11 protein-coding genes are annotated in these 14,753 nt (G+C 72.9%); 3 read left to right on the plus strand and 8 right to left on the minus strand.

Annotated features, from left to right (window positions below):
* Window positions 1–312: 312 nt before the first annotated feature.
* From AB5J56_RS01415 to AB5J56_RS01450, 8 genes are all read right to left on the minus strand, one after another.
* On the minus strand, window positions 313–1,122 hold the full coding sequence (locus tag AB5J56_RS01415) for a BTAD domain-containing putative transcriptional regulator (protein WP_369229190.1): 810 nt from the start codon (window positions 1,120–1,122) through the stop codon (window positions 313–315).
* A gap of 334 nt (window positions 1,123–1,456) precedes the next feature.
* Window positions 1,457–3,049 carry an acyl-CoA carboxylase subunit beta gene (locus AB5J56_RS01420; protein ID WP_369229192.1) on the minus strand — a complete coding sequence of 531 codons (1,593 nt, stop codon included), beginning with the start codon at window positions 3,047–3,049 and terminating at the stop codon, window positions 1,457–1,459.
* A gap of 150 nt (window positions 3,050–3,199) precedes the next feature.
* On the minus strand, window positions 3,200–3,397 hold the full coding sequence (locus AB5J56_RS01425) for an acyl-CoA carboxylase subunit epsilon (RefSeq protein WP_369229194.1): 198 nt from the start codon (window positions 3,395–3,397) through the stop codon (window positions 3,200–3,202).
* 454 nt (window positions 3,398–3,851) lie between these two features.
* Complete coding sequence (locus AB5J56_RS01430) at window positions 3,852–4,460, minus strand: ScbR family autoregulator-binding transcription factor (protein ID WP_369229196.1); 609 nt, start codon at window positions 4,458–4,460, stop codon at window positions 3,852–3,854.
* A 468-nt stretch (window positions 4,461–4,928) separates the two neighbouring features.
* Entirely contained in the window at window positions 4,929–5,594 is a 666-nt protein-coding gene (locus tag AB5J56_RS01435) for a ScbR family autoregulator-binding transcription factor (RefSeq protein ID WP_369229198.1), read from the minus strand.
* Between the two features lie 143 nt (window positions 5,595–5,737).
* Window positions 5,738–6,508, minus strand: a complete 771-nt coding sequence (locus AB5J56_RS01440) for an SDR family NAD(P)-dependent oxidoreductase (RefSeq protein ID WP_369229200.1) — start codon at window positions 6,506–6,508, stop codon at window positions 5,738–5,740.
* Entirely contained in the window at window positions 6,505–7,203 is a 699-nt protein-coding gene (locus AB5J56_RS01445) for an HAD family phosphatase (RefSeq protein WP_369229202.1), read from the minus strand. Before AB5J56_RS01445 ends, AB5J56_RS01440 begins: the two co-directional genes overlap by 4 nt.
* Window positions 7,204–7,331: 128 nt before the next feature.
* Window positions 7,332–8,609 (minus strand): cytochrome P450, encoded by a 1,278-nt coding sequence (locus tag AB5J56_RS01450; protein WP_369229204.1) that lies wholly within the window; start codon window positions 8,607–8,609, stop codon window positions 7,332–7,334.
* Between the two features lie 254 nt (window positions 8,610–8,863).
* Between AB5J56_RS01450 and AB5J56_RS01455 the strand changes: the two genes are divergently transcribed.
* From AB5J56_RS01455 to AB5J56_RS01465, 3 genes are all read left to right on the plus strand, one after another.
* Window positions 8,864–10,948 carry a ScbA/BarX family gamma-butyrolactone biosynthesis protein gene (locus AB5J56_RS01455; protein ID WP_369229206.1) on the plus strand — a complete coding sequence of 695 codons (2,085 nt, stop codon included), beginning with the start codon at window positions 8,864–8,866 and terminating at the stop codon, window positions 10,946–10,948.
* Between the two features lie 209 nt (window positions 10,949–11,157).
* Window positions 11,158–12,519: a multicopper oxidase family protein gene (locus tag AB5J56_RS01460; protein ID WP_369229208.1), complete on the plus strand. Its 1,362-nt coding sequence runs from the start codon at window positions 11,158–11,160 to the stop codon at window positions 12,517–12,519.
* A gap of 537 nt (window positions 12,520–13,056) precedes the next feature.
* On the plus strand, window positions 13,057–14,571 hold the full coding sequence (locus AB5J56_RS01465; protein WP_369229210.1) for a sialidase family protein: 1,515 nt from the start codon (window positions 13,057–13,059) through the stop codon (window positions 14,569–14,571).
* Window positions 14,572–14,753 lie beyond the last annotated feature (182 nt).

The raw sequence follows: 14,753 nt of genomic DNA on the forward strand, positions 1-14,753 counted from the left end.
CGGATGCGGGGAGGCAGCGGCACGCCGGCGCGGGCGCCGCCCGGGCAGGGCCGGAGGCGGTCAGCGGGGCCGGGGGCCGGCTGACAGGAGCCGAAGACCGTCCGACGGAGGTCAAGGGGGGCCGGGGGCCGGAGCCGAAGACCGTCCGACGGAGGTCAGGAGGCCGGAGCCGAAGACCGTCCGGCAGGAGCTGGAGGAGGTCGGCAGGGGCCGGGGGCCGTCCGGCGGGGGCCGGAGGCCGTCCGACGGAGGTCAGGCTCAGGCGCCGGAAGGCCGGCGCCGTCCGGCAGGGGGCCGGGGGTGGTGTCCGGGTCAGGGGGCGACCAGGCGGGCGCCGCCGGGGGCGGCGGGCTCGGGGCGGGCCATGAGGATGGAGCGCTGCAGGCGGCTGAGGGCCGCGGAGGGCTCCAGGCCCAGCTCGGCGACGAGCGTGGCGCGCAGCCGCTGGTAGACGCTGAGTGCCTCGCCGCGCCGTCCGGAGCGGTGCAGGGCCAGCATGAACTGCCCGTGCAGGCTCTCGTGCATCCGGTAGCGGTTGACCAGGACCGTCAGTTCCGCCAGCAGTTCGCGGTGGCGCCCCAGCCGCAGGTCGACCTCGATGCGCTGGTCGAGCGCGCACAGCCGGGCCTCCTCCAGCCGCCGCACCTCCATGTCGATCTGGCTGCCGGCGTGGACGTCGGTCAGCGCCGGGCCGGTCCACAGCGACAGCGCGTCCGCCAGGCGGCGTGCCGCGCCGGGGTAGTCCTCGGCGTCCATGGCCCGGTAGCCGGCGCCGGCGCGGCGTTCGAACTCCCGGAAGTCGGCGGTGCCGCCGCGGCTCTCCAGGCGGTAGCCGCCGGGCACCGTGGTGAGGATGTCCTTGGCGGTGCACCGCTCGCCGGCGTCGGCGGCCAGCGCCTCGGCGATCAGCTCGCGCAGCTGCAGCACGTAGGTCTGCAGGGTGGTGCGCGCGCTGCGCGGGGGGTTCTCGTCCCACAGCTCCTCGATCAGCCGGGCCACCGAGACCACCTGGTCGGCGTTGAGGGCGAGCAGGGCGAGGACCTGCCGCGGCTTGGGAGCCGTCGGCACGACCGGTACACCGTTCTCGCGCACCGACAGCGCGCCCAGCACTTCGATGTCCACGTTCTCCCCCAATGGTCGGGCCGAGGCCGGTGCACTGCTTACCGGACCGTTCCGATAAAAAACCAGCACAGTCGGTTTGTCAATGTGAACCGGCCATCCCGCTCCCGGCGGATCGATTTCCGGCCACCGGCCGTCGTGCGTCCTCCCAGCATCCCGGCCGGGTGCGGGAGAATCACGACGTCACGGGGCGTGGGTGCGGGAAAACATTCGGCCAGAAAGACGCGGGAGCCCCGGCGCGCACCGCGGGGTGCGCGCCGGGCTCCCGGAGGAACATAAGGGATGTTTTACGCAGAGCGCGTTTCGGGTCGGCGGGTAAAGCAGACCGTCTGGTTTTCTACTGCGGCGGGTTGCCGTGCTTGCGGGAGGGCACGTCGGCGTGCTTGGTGCGGAGCATGACCAGTGAGCGGATGAGCACCTCGCGGGTCTCGGCGGGGTCGATGACGTCGTCGAGCAGGCCGCGCTCGGCCGCGTAGTAGGGGTGCATGAGCTCCGCCTTGTACTCCTTGACCATACGGGCGCGCATCGCGGCGGGGTCGGCGGCCTGGGCGATCTGCCGCTTGAAGATGACGCCCGCGGCGCCCTCGGCGCCCATCACGGCGATCTCGTTGGTCGGCCAGGCGTAGGTGAGGTCGGCGCCGATGGACTGGGAGTCCATGACGATGTAGGCGCCGCCGTAGGCCTTGCGCAGGATCAGCGAGATCCGCGGCACGGTCGCGTTGCAGTAGGCGTACAGCAGTTTGGCGCCGTGCCGGATGATCCCGCCGTGCTCCTGGTCCACGCCGGGCAGGAAGCCGGGGACGTCCAGCAGGGTGACGATCGGGATGTTGAAGGCGTCGCACATCTGCACGAACCGGGCGCCCTTCTCGCTGGCCTCGATGTCCAGCACGCCGGCCAGGTGCTGGGGCTGGTTGGCGACGATGCCGACCACCTGGCCGTTCAGCCGGGCCAGGACGCAGATGAGGTTGCGGGCCCAGCGCTCGTGGACCTCGAGGAAGTCGCCGTCGTCGACGAGTTCCTCGATGACCCTGGTCATGTCGTAGGGGCGGTTGCCGTCGGCGGGGACCAGGTCCAGCAAAGCCTCGCCGCGCCGGCCGGGGGCGTCGGTGCACGGGGTGCACGGCGGGTGCTCCCGGTTGTTCTGCGGGAGCATCGACAGCAGGTAGCGCACCTCGTGCAGGCAGGTCTCCTCGTCGTCGTAGGCGAAGTGCGCGACGCCGGAGGTCTCGGCGTGCACGTCGGCGCCGCCCAGCCCGTTCTGGGTGATCTCCTCGCCGGTGACCGCCCTGACGACGTCCGGGCCGGTGATGAACATCTGCGAGGTGTCCCGGACCATGAACACGAAGTCCGTCAGCGCCGGGCTGTAGGCGGCGCCGCCCGCGCACGGGCCGAGCATCACCGAGATCTGCGGGATGACACCGGAGGCGCGGGTGTTGCGCTGGAAGATGCCGCCGTAGCCGGCCAGCGCCGAGACGCCCTCCTGGATCCGGGCACCGGCGCCGTCGTTCAGGGAGACCAGCGGCGCGCCGGCCGCGATGGCCATGTCCATGATCTTGTGGATCTTCGTGGCGTGGGCCTCGCCCAGCGCGCCGCCGAAGATGCGGAAGTCGTGGGCGTAGACGAAGACCGTGCGGCCCTCCACCGTGCCCCAGCCGGTGATCACACCGTCGGTGTACGGCTTCTTCGTCTCCAGGCCGAAGCCGGTGGCGCGATGCCGGCGCAGCTGCTCGACCTCCGTAAACGAGCCGGCGTCCAGCAGCAGCTCGATGCGCTCGCGGGCGGTCAGCTTGCCCTTGGCGTGCTGGGCCGCGGTCGCCTTCTCGCTGGGGCCTCGCAGCGCCTCCGCGCGGACCAGGTGCAGTTCGGCCACGCGTCCGCGCGCGTGGCCGCTGTCCTGGAGGAGCTGGGGAATGTCATTCAGGATCGTCACGCTGGGTCCCTCCCTCACGGCGCGACCGCACCGGCCCCCACGACCGGGAACAGGCAACCCGCCGGAAAACCGGAAAAACCGGTAAAGGGGTCGGCCGGGCGCGGCGCGCGCATGAAACAGCCATGACAGGCGTCATGGCGGGTGCCGGTCTTATTGCCAGTGGTACGGAGAGCGGTAGGCCGCGGCGGACCGCTCGGGCCGCCAGCGGGGACCCTCGGGCGCCCGCACCGGATCGTCCTCCTCGTCCCGGCCGGCCAGCGCCGAGAACAGCACGACCGCGAGTGCGGCCAGTTCCTCCTCGGTCGCCCGCCCGCGCTCGATGCGAAGCACGGCGTCGTCACTGCCCATCCGGCCAGGCCCCCTTCGTCGGTCCTCGATGTCCGGCCACCGTCCGTCACCGTGCTCAAGAACCGCTCTCGGCCCGCTCGAAGAACGACCCACGACCACTACCGCCCGGCCCAGGAGCAGCCGGGCAGGAACAGGGCCGCAGGGCCCGGGAGGAGCGGGGCCGGGCAGGAACAGGGCCGCAGGGGCGCGAAGGCAGGGGCCGGGGACGGCCGGCCGGGTCCGGGCCCGGCGGCCACGACGGCGCGCCGGCGCAGGCCGGGCGGCGCGGCGGACGGCACGGTGAGCCGGGCAGCACGGCAGGCCGGGCAGCACGGTAGGCGGCGCGGCACGGTAGGCCGGGCAGCACAGTAGGCCGGGCAGCACAGTAGGCCGGGCAGCGCGGCGGGCAGCGGGCAGCGCGGCGGGCAGCGGGCAGCGCACCGTGCGGCTTGCGGGGCCGCCCGGCCGGGGCGGCTCAGCCGCCGGGTTCGACCCGGATCCGCTGGGGGGCGGCCGCCAGGCGCGGCAGGATGAACGCCCAGAAATGGGCCACCCGGTCCCGGGAGAGCCAGGCGCGGTCCCAGGTGCCCAGGACCTCGAGGCCCACGGTGGCCGCGACGATCGAGGCCGCCGCGTCCTGGGGCGAGACGTCGTCGGCCAGCTCCCCGGCCTCCTGGGCCCGGGCGACGAGGTCGTGCACCCACACGCACCACCACTGCGGCACCCCCGCCCCGCTCTTGCGGGAGGGGTCGTTGCCCAGCTTGAAGCCGGCCCTGATCACCGGGTCGGCGGCGACCGAGGCCAGCAGCCGGCCGGTGGCGGTCACCAGCGACTGCAGCAGGGTGTCGGCGGAGGCCCGGCAGGCGGCCGCCATCTTCTCCACGGAATCGGCGGCGACCTGCTCCACCTCCTTGGCCAGCGCCTCCTTGCTGGCGAAGTGGAAGTGCAGCGCCCCGGTGCTCACCCCGGCCCGTTTGCTGATCGCGGGCAGGGTGGCCAGCGCGTACCCGTCCTCGGCGAATATCTCGGCCGCTGCGACGACGAGGGCCTGACGCGTACGAGCCGCCCGCACCTGCTTGACCATCACGCTCTCCTCCGGGGCCCGACGGGATGCGGAAAGGACCGATCCGCTTCCCCTCCGGGCCTGCAGCTTTCCGTTCCTCACCCTAGCAAACCGCATGATTGGTTGGTTTGCCAGGGGCCGGACCGGCGGGCTCTGGCCCCGCCGTGCCGTCCCGCGGCCGGGCCGCCCTGCTCACAGCGGTGCACGCCGCACCCCGTGCGGGCGGATGACGGCGGGCCCGCCGCCGGAAGCGGCGGTTTCGGTCCCGTAGCGGGCGCGGCGGATCTCCATGGCCGCCCATGCTCCCCGGCCGGACTCGAGCGGCGGCCGAAGGCCGGGCCAGGCCCGCCCCGGTCCCGGCTTCGGTCCCGGCTTCGGTCCCGGTTTCGGTCCCGGTTCTGGTCCCCGTTTGCTCCCGGAGCAAACCAGGCGTCGGGTTTGCTCCGGCGGTCCGGGAGGCGGCCGGGCGGGCGGGGCGCGGGGTCCCGCTCAGGCCTCGGCCGCCACCGGCGCCGCCTGCTGGCGGCGCGCGGCCTCCGCCACGACCCGCTCGCCCCGGTCGGCCGCGGTGTCGAGTCTGACCAGCGCGGCCGGGGTGGCGATGGCCGGCAGGATGTGGTTGAACAGGACGGAGATGCGCCGGTCGAGGTCCGTCCAGTCGGCGTACGCCTCGGAGAGCATCTGGGTGCCCAGCCACGCCCCGAGGAAGCACTCCGCGGTCTCCTGCGGGACGACGTGCGGCAGCACCTCGCCGCGTTCCTTGGCCTCGGCGAGGTAGGCGGCCGACAGTTCGATCCAGGCCGGCCAGGCGCTGCCGAACAGGGCGCGGCCCTGCCGGTCGGCGGACAGCCGGATGCCGGCGACCAGCACCGGATCCCGCGGGATCCGGTGGGCCAGCACCATGCCGACGTCCACCCACTCCTGCAGCTTCAGCTCGCGCGCGATGAGGTGGTCGCTGGGGATCTGGGCCTCGATCACCCCGCGGGCCAGCGACTCCTTGGAGCCGAAGTGGAAGTACAGGGCGCCCTTGGTCACGCCGGCCCGCTCGAGGATCTCGGCGATGGTCGCCGCCGCGTATCCGCGCTCGGCGAACACCGCGGCGGCGGCCTCGATAACAGCGCGGCGGGTTCGTACTGCCCGTTCTTGCCGTGCCATAGGGCCACCTTCGCACCAAAACAAAACCGAACGTGAGGTACCTTACCCCATGGTGGGGTGATTGCCCCGGACCGTGCGGGAGTGGGGCCGGTGCATCCCGGTGCATCCCCGGTGTGCCGGGGCGCGCCGCGGGGCGGGGGTGCTCACCAGGCGGTGCGCCCCCCGTCCACGGCGAGGGTGGCGCCGGTGACGAAGCTGGCCCGGTCGCTGCACAGCCAGGCGGCCGTCTCGGCGACCTCCTCGGGATCGGCGGCCCGCTGCTGCGGCAGCGAGCGGTAGGCCTTCTCGCCGGCGTCGGGCGAGGTGGCGAACCACTCGTCGACCATCTCCGAGCGGGTCAGGCCCGGGGCGATGGCGTTGACGCGGATATGGTGCGCGGCGTACTCCACGGCGGCGGCCTTGGTCAGGCCGATCACCGCGTGCTTGGAGGCGATGTAGGGGGCGGCCGCCGAGGAGGCGACCAGCCCGCCGACGCTGCTGGTGTTGACGATGGCGCCTCCCCCGCCGGCCAGCATGGCCGTGATCTCGTGGCGCATACAGTTCCACACCCCCCGCACGTTCGTCTCCATGACCAGGTCGTACGCGGCGTCGTCGAGCAGGTGCAGGGGCCGTTTGGGCACGCCGGCGCCCGCGTTGTTGAACGCCGCGTCCAGCCGGCCGTGCCGCCCCACGGCGTCCTGCACCGCGCGGCGGGCCTGCTCGGTGCAGCGCACGTCCGCGACGCTGTAGCTGGCCTCGGCGCCGGTGCGGCGCACCGCGCGGGCCAGCTCGCGCAGCCGGTCGGCGCGGCGGGCGGCGAGCACGACGGTGGCGCCGTGGCGCGCGAACACGGCGGCCGCGGCCGCCCCGATCCCGCTGCTGGCGCCGGTGATCAGCACCACCTTCCCGGCCAGCGGGCCGGCCGGCGGGCTCATGAGGTGGCCGCCGCCCGCGCGCCGGCCTCCCGGTCCAGCAGCCGCAGCAGCGGCTCGTCGATCTCGTCCAGAGCGCTCACCAGGTGCGCCACCCCGGCCCGCTGCATCAGCCGGCGCTGGAAGCCGTGCGCGAAGTCGGTGGGACGGCCCACGAAGCAGACCCCCCGCGCGAGCGCCTGCTCGGCGCACCGGGCGACGTCGTCGATGAAGAGCACCTCGTGGTAGCCGAGCCGGAACACCTCCCGGGTGATCTCCTCCACGCCCGGGCGGAAGGCATCGGTGCACACGTAGCCCGGTTCGGTGAACCAGGACGCCCACGGGCCCAGGTGGCGTTCGAAGTGGGCCGCCTCCAGACCGCCGTAGCACACCAGGTCCAGGCCCAGCCGGCGCAGCCGGCGCAGCAGCTCCAGGGCCCCCTCCAGCAGCCGCACCGGGTGGCGGCGCACATAGCGCTCGCGCTCGGCGAAAAAGGCGCCCAGCAGCTCGCGCGCGCCTCCCGGGCGGCCCGCGGCGGCGGCGAAGGCGGCCGCCGCGGCATGCTGCGGCTGGGACAGCAGGGTGTACTCCAGCTCCGGGGTGTAGGCCAGGCCGTGCGCCGCGGCGAGGCGGTGCAGCACCGGACTGAAGGTGTCGCTCAGCAGCACGCCGTCGATGTTCACGGCGGCCAGACGCAAAGTGCCCAGCGGGGAAGTCATCACGCGGTACTCCTGTCGCGGTCCGAAACGGGGCTCAGGCAGCAGACTCAAACAGCAGACCCAGCCAGCAGACCCAGCCAGCAGCGGCCCAGGCAGCAGGCCCAGCCAGCAGGGGCCGGGCAGCGGGCTCAGGCAGCGGGCTCAGGCAGCGGGGGCCGGGCAGCGGGGCCGGGCGGCGGGTTCAGCAGCGCCCACAGCTTTGTGTGGCCGCTGGAGATGAAGGACTCGAACAGGGCCGGCTCGCCGGCCTGCGCGGCCGGCGCCAGCTGCGGGAAGCGCCCGAACAGCGCCGGCAGCGCGATCGTCGCCTCGCTCATCGCCAGCGCACGGCCCAGGCAGTGATGGACGCCGTGCCCGAACGCGCCGTGCTCGCGGCGGGTGGGCCGGGTGGCGTCGAAGGCGTCCGCGGTGGGCCCGTGCACGGCCTCGTCGCGCCCCGCCGCCACCAGCGACAGCAGGATCGCCTCGCCCGCGCGGATCGTAGTGCCGCCCACCTCGATGTCCTCCACGGCGAACCGCAGCGGGATGTTGGCCACCGGCGCCTCCCGGCGCAGCGTCTCGTCCACCACCGCCTCCCACGTGATGGCCCCCTCCCGCACCAGCCGGAGCTGGCCGGGATGGGCGAGCAGGGCGTGGATGGCATGGTCGAGAAGGTTGACGGTGGTCTCGTGCCCCGCACCGATGATCAGCAGCAGGGTGTCCACGAGCTCCTTCTCCGAAAGGCCCCGGCCCCGCCCGTCCCGCTCGGCGATCAGGGCACTGGTCAGATCCGCGCCGGGCGCCGCCCGCTTGCCCGCCACCAGCGCGTCCATCAGCCCGTACAGCTCCACCTGGTTGGCCCGCGCCGCCCGCGAACTGGTCGAGGTGGTGAACAGCACGTCCGTGACCCGGTGCAGGTCACGGGCCTGCGCCCCGTCCAGGCCGAGCATCTGCGACATCACCCGCAGCGGCAGCTCGGCGGCGAACTGCGCACGCAGGTCCACCGGCCGCCCCGCGGGCCACCGCGCCAGGCCCTCCAGCAGCTCGCCGGTGACCGCCCTGATCCGCGGGGCCAGATCCGCCACCCGGCGCGCGGTGAACGCCCCCGCCACCAGCCGGCGCAGCCGCCGGTGCTCGGGCCCGTACGCGGTGAGCATGCTGCGCACCGACACCCACATCGCCAGCGGCCAGCCCTCGTCCACCTCCCCGCTGATCCACGCCGGCCAGTGCCGGTAGGCGTCCTTGGACACCCGCGCATCGGCCATCACCTGCCGGATCAGACCGATCCGGTTCACCGACCACGCCGGCACACCCCCCGGCAGCACCACCCGCACCACCCCCCCGAGCCGCCGCAGCCGGGCCGCCTCCCCGTGGAGGTCCCGGCCCAACGGATCGAGCACCACAGCACCGGTCGGATTCCGCACCATGCCTCCCAAGATCCACAAAACAAAACCGCCGGAGAAGTCTGTTTGATCCGCCGCCACGCCCCGCCCACCGCGGCGACACCAGGCGCTTTTCCGCGCCCACCTGCCGGTAAACCCACACGAAACGGAATCTCCAGTTCGGGCGGCCCGCCGATACTTGACTGACCCTTTACCTTTGGGTCTCGTAAGAAAACCGGTAGGTCCGTATCTTACTAGTCGTCGTCGAACATAGCTTCCTTTTTCCCACGGGGGTCTCCATGAGCCTGCCGACCACTTCACGCGCGATCGGCCTGCCCGCGCTGCCGCGGCTGACCACCACCGTCCCCAAGGAGTACGTCCACCGCGCCAGCCTGGCCGAGGTCTTCCTCACCGGCTGCACCGCGCGAGGCGGCCTCAGGTACTTGCTCACCGGGCAGTGGCCCCGCGCCCACACGCTCTTCAACAGCACCGACGGAACCAGCCACGACCCGCTGCAGACCGCCGAGACCTTCCGGCAGACCGGCATCTACCTCGCCCACGCCGAACTCGGCGTCCCCCTCACCCACCGCTTCGTGCTCTCCGACCTCAGCTACACCACCCGCCCGGAAAACCTCCGCATCACCGGCCGGCCCACCGACTTCGACCTCGAGGCCACCTGCACCGAACTCACCCGCCGCCGCGAGATGGCCAGCTGGCTGCGCCTGGAACTGTCCATCCGCCGCTCCGGCGCCCTCGTCGCCCGCGGCACCGGCGCCCTGCGCGTCATCGAGCCGGCCGTCTACCGGCGGCTGCGCGCCTCCCGCACCCCGCCACCCCCGCACCCCTTCGACCTGCGCACCCACCGCACCCCCCTGCCGCCCGCCCGGGTGGGCCGCCAGGCCGCCGCCGACGTCATGCTCTCCCCCACCGACCACCCCACCCGCTGGCTGCTCACCCCCGACCTGGACCACCCGATCCTGTTCGACCACAGCGACGACCACCTGCCCGGCATGGTCCTCCTGGAAGGCGCCCGCCAGGCCGCCACCGCCCTGCTCGCCCCCCGCATCCTCACCCCCGCCGCCGCCAGCACCACCTTCCACCGCTACGCCGAACTCGACCGGCCCTGCTGGATCGACGTCCTGGACATCTCCTCCCCCCACACCCCCCGTCACCACCGTCCACGTCGCCGGCCACCAGGACGGCCAACGCGTCTTCACCACCACCCTCACCGGACCCACCCACTAACCCCACCCACCACCACCCCCGCACCACCCCAGACACCCACACCACCCGCACCACCCCAGAACACCCCGCGGACACACCCCGGCCGGCCCCCGCCGCACCCCGCCCGGGGTGCGGCGGGGGCCGGCCGTCCACCACCAACCGGCCACCCCACCCCGCACCCGACCCCGCCTTGCACCCCAGCCCCACGCCCGGCATCCCGCCCCACCCCACACCCCGCCCGGCCGACGGCCGGACAACGGCCCCACGCCGGGCACCCGACGCCGCCTTGCACCCCAGCCCCACGCCCGGCATCCCGCCCCACCCCACACCCCGCCCGGCCGACGGCCGGACAACGGCCGGGCAACGGCCCCACGTCGGGCATCGGACGCCGGACGTGCGGCCCCCGGCTCCGCGTCGCACGTGCGGCCCGGGCTCCGCGCCGCACGCCGGGGACCGGGCTCCGCGCCGCACGCCGGGGACCGGGCTCCGCGTCGCACGCCGGGGACCGGGCATCGCACGTCCGGCACAACCCCGCATCACACGTCCGCCCCCGGCCCCACGTCCCGCGTCGCCCCCGACGGCGGCCCCGCACCGCCCCGGCAACCCGCCCGGCCCCGCGTCCCGCCTCGCCCCCGGCCCCGCATCGCGCACCCCGCACCCCGCGCCCGGCCTCCGGCGTCAGGCCGGGCGCCACGGTCCGGCGCGGTCCGGCGCGGTCCGGCGCGTCGCGGACGGCACTCCCCGCCCGCCCCACCGCTCACACCGTCGGCAGTACACCACAACAGTTCGGAAACCGGAAGGTCTGTTCTTTTACCGGCAGGCACCACCCCGGCCCCGGCCGCGCCGCCCGGGCACCAAAGCCCTCACCGGCGGACGCCCGCGCCCGCCAGAGGCGTCCGGACGATACCCCCAGCAACCCCGCAGCAACCCAGCAACCCGGGCAGCAACCCGGGCAGCCCGGACGACACCTCCACGACGCCATCACGACGCCTCGACAACGCCTCGGCAGCGCCTCGGCAGCGGCTCGGCAGCGGCTCGCGTCCCCGCCGCGGGCGCGGCCCGCGCCGCCAGCGGTGCCCCGGGCGGCGGGAGGCCGGGGCACCACCCGCCGTGCGGACGCCCGGTCTCCTCCCCACCGCCCCTCGAGCGCCCCCTGCTGAAGTCGGCACCGCCGCGCCCCCGCCCCCATCCCGGCGCGGCCCGCCGAACGAGGAGAAGGCCATGCCCAACCCGACGCACCCTGCTCAACGCAGCCCTCGCCACCGCCGGCAGCGCCGCCGTCACCTCAGCCGCCCTCACCCCGCTGCTGCGCCACCGCCAGAGCACCACCCCCGCCCCGGCCGGCCCGGCCGCCGCGCCGGCGACGGCCGTGCAGGCGGCGCCCGCCCTGCGGGCGGTGTCGGCCGCCGAGAAGTTCCAGCTGCCGCTGCCACTGCCGCAGGTGCTCTCCCCCTACTCCACCGCACACGGCGTCGACCGCTACCGCCTCACCACGCGCCCCGCCCGCGCCCAGATCCTGCCCGGCATATGGACCGACGTGCTGACCTACGGCGGACACTTCCCCGGCCCCGTCATCCGGGCCCGCTCCGGCAGGCCGGTCAGCGTCGAACACCGCAACGCCCTCACCACACCCACCTCAGTGCACCTGCACGGCGCCTCGGTCCCCGCCGACGACGACGGCTCCCCCATGGACACCATCGCCCCGGGCGCCACCCGCCGCTACACCTACCCCAACCGCCAGCCACACGCCACACTCTGGTACCACGACCACGCCCACCACCTCGAATCCGAACACGTCTACCGCGGACTGTCCGGCACCTACCTGCTCACCGACGCGGACGAAGCAGCCCTGCCGCTGCCCACCGGCCCCTACGACATCCCCCTCGCCATCCGCGACGCCGCCCTCGACACCGACGGCCAACTCCTCTACACCATGGGCGACTTCCAACACCGCACCACCCTGCTCACCAACGGCGTCGCCTACCCCCGCTTCGACGTCGCCGCCCGCACCTACCGCCTACGCCTGCTCAACACCTCCAACCTCCGCTCACTGCGCCTCCGCCTCGCCGACAGCACAGAAATCGTCCAGATCGGCTCCGACGGCGGCCTGCTCCCCCACCCCCACCCCACCGACACCATCACCCTCTCCCCCGGCGAACGCGCCGACACCATCATCGACTTCTCCCGCTACCCCCTGGGCACCCAACTGGTGTTGGAGAACACCCTCCTGAGCGGCGGGCCCGCCGACCAGCTCGGCCAGGTACTCCGCTTCGACATCGTCCGCACCGCCCCCGACCACAACCACATCCCCCCCGTCCTACGCACCCTGCCACCCCTGCCCCACCCCACCACCGAACGCACCATCACCCTCAGCATGGACGAAACGGCAACCCCCACCCCCAGGCCTACATCAAACGGCCGCACCTACGACCCCAACCGCATCGACACCCACATCCACCACGGCGCCAGCGAAATCTGGACCCTCACCAACACCAACAATACGCCCCCCCACAACCTCCACCTCCACCTCGTCCAGTTCCGCATCCTCGAACGCAACGGACAACCCCCCACCACCCCCGAAACCGGCCTCAAAGACACCGTCAACCTCATGCCCGGCGAAACCGTCAAAATCCAAGCCACCTTCAACACCTACCACGGCACCTACCTCTACCACTGCCACCTCATCGACCACGCCGCCATGGGCATGATGGCCCAATACAAAATCACCTAAAAACCACCCACCACCCCCAACCCCAACCCACCCCCAACCCCAACCCCAACCCCAACGAGAGCAGGATCCCCAGCCCCGACTGCCCCCGCCACCACGACGGATGTCGGCGATAGCGGCGGACAGGAGCCATCCCGCGCCGGACAGCCCCTGACGCCAATGGGTGAGGCAGGTTGTCTCGGGGGGAGGCGTGATGAGCCGGGGCGGTGCGGCCAAGGCCGGGACAGCGGTCCGGCGGTGGTGCCGCCCCCGTTGCACAGGCTGCCCGTAAAACGTGGTGCGACGAGGCGGGTCATCGGGATGTCCGAGGGTCAAGGGGACGCCAATTCCCTGCGGTACGGGCGGTGTTGCGGCGGAAAGCGTTGACATGAACCTGCTTGCGCAGCAGAGTGTCGACGTCCTTCAGCACGTCCTGCACGATGTTCGGTTCGGCCGGGCTCCGCCCGCCCTCATGGTGCGGACGTGTACGAGGCATGCTCCCGACCCCACTTCGCGACGCACCGATGCCGGACGTGCCCCTTCTGTGAAAGGGAACGGATCATGTCCCTGGCATCACTGCTCCGCCGCCTGGCGAGACCCGGCCTGGTGACGGCGGCCCTCGCGGCCGGCGTGCTCGCCCTGTCGACGACCACCGCCAGTGCCGCGCCTGCCCTCACTCAGATCAGCACCGATCCCTACACCAACTCCACCAGCCAGCACGCCACCGAGGTCGAGCCGGACACCTTCTCGTACGGCTCCACGATCGTTTCCGCCTTCCAGGTCGGCCGGTTCACCGACGGCGGCTCCTCCAACGTCGGCTTCGCGACCTCCACCGACGGCGGCACCACCTGGACCAAGGGCTTCCTGCCGGGCATCACCACACAGGCGGGCGGCACCTTCCAGAGGGTCAGCGACCCGTCGGTGGCCTACGACGCCAAGCACAACGCCTGGCTCATCTCCACCATCCCCATCACGTCCTCCGTCACCGTGCCCAACGTCTACACCAGCCGCTCGACCGACGGCGGACTGACCTGGAGCAACCCCGTCATCACCGCGACCGGTTCGAGCCTCGACAAGAACTGGATCGTCTGCGACAACACCGCCACGAGCACCTTCTACGGCAACTGCTACACCGAGTACGACAACAACGGCGACGGCGACCGCATCAAGATGACCACCTCCTCCAACGGCGGTCTCACCTGGGGTGCTTCGAAGAACACCGGCAACAACGCCACCGGCTTGGGCGGACAGCCCGTCGTCCAGCCGAACGGCACCGTGGTGGTCCCGATCGCCAACGCCTCGGAGACCGCGATCCGCGCCTTCACCTCCACCAACGGGGGCAGCTCCTGGACCAACGCCACCACCGTGGCCACGGTCAGCACGTTCACCGTGCGCGGGAGCCTGCGCAGCGGCCCGCTGCCCTCCGCCGAGATCGACGCCACCGGCAAGGTGTACGTCGTCTGGCAGGACTGCCGCTTCCGCGCCAGCGGGGGCTCCTGCACCTCCAACGACATCGTGATGGCGACGACCACCAACGGCACCACCTGGTCGTCGGTGACCCGCATACCGATCGACGCGACGACCAGCACCGTCGACCACTTCATCCCCGGCCTTGCCGTCGACCCGGGCACCTCGGGCAGCACCGCGCACCTGGCGCTGACGTACTACTACCACCCGGTCGCCAACTGCACCGCTTCCAACTGCCAGTTGGACGTCGGGTACGTCTCCTCGACCAACGGCGGCAGCACCTGGACGGCGCCGACACAGCTGGCCGGTCCGATGACCCACTCCTGGCTGGCGAGCACCACGCAGGGCACCATGGTCGGCGACTACATCTCCACGTCCTTCTCCGGCGGAACGGCACACCCCGTCTTCGCCGTTGCCTCGGCCCCCAGCGGATCAGTCTTCAACGAAGCGATGTACACGCCGACTTCGGGTCTCACCGCGGCCGCCGGCACCGCCACCGTCACGACCGCCACCGCACGTGACAACGCCTTCTCGGCCCGTCTGGCCGCGATCGCCTACGCACAATGGCTGGCCAACGGCGGCACCGGGGGCGGCGAGGACAGCCCCTGACCGACAGCCCCCGATCGCAACAGCCGCCCTGGCAGTTGCCGAGGCGGCTCCACACCACGTCTCCCCGCGCCATGCGTCGCGGAAGATGCGCTGCAGCCGGTGACGGTGAACGGGCCGACGGTATAGAGGGCCTCGTCGAAGACTTGCCTGTTGCCGCCCGAGCCTCCGGTGCCGACTCATTG

It is taken from the genome of Streptomyces sp. R21 (assembly GCF_041051975.1).
GTDB lineage: Bacteria > Actinomycetota > Actinomycetes > Streptomycetales > Streptomycetaceae > Streptomyces.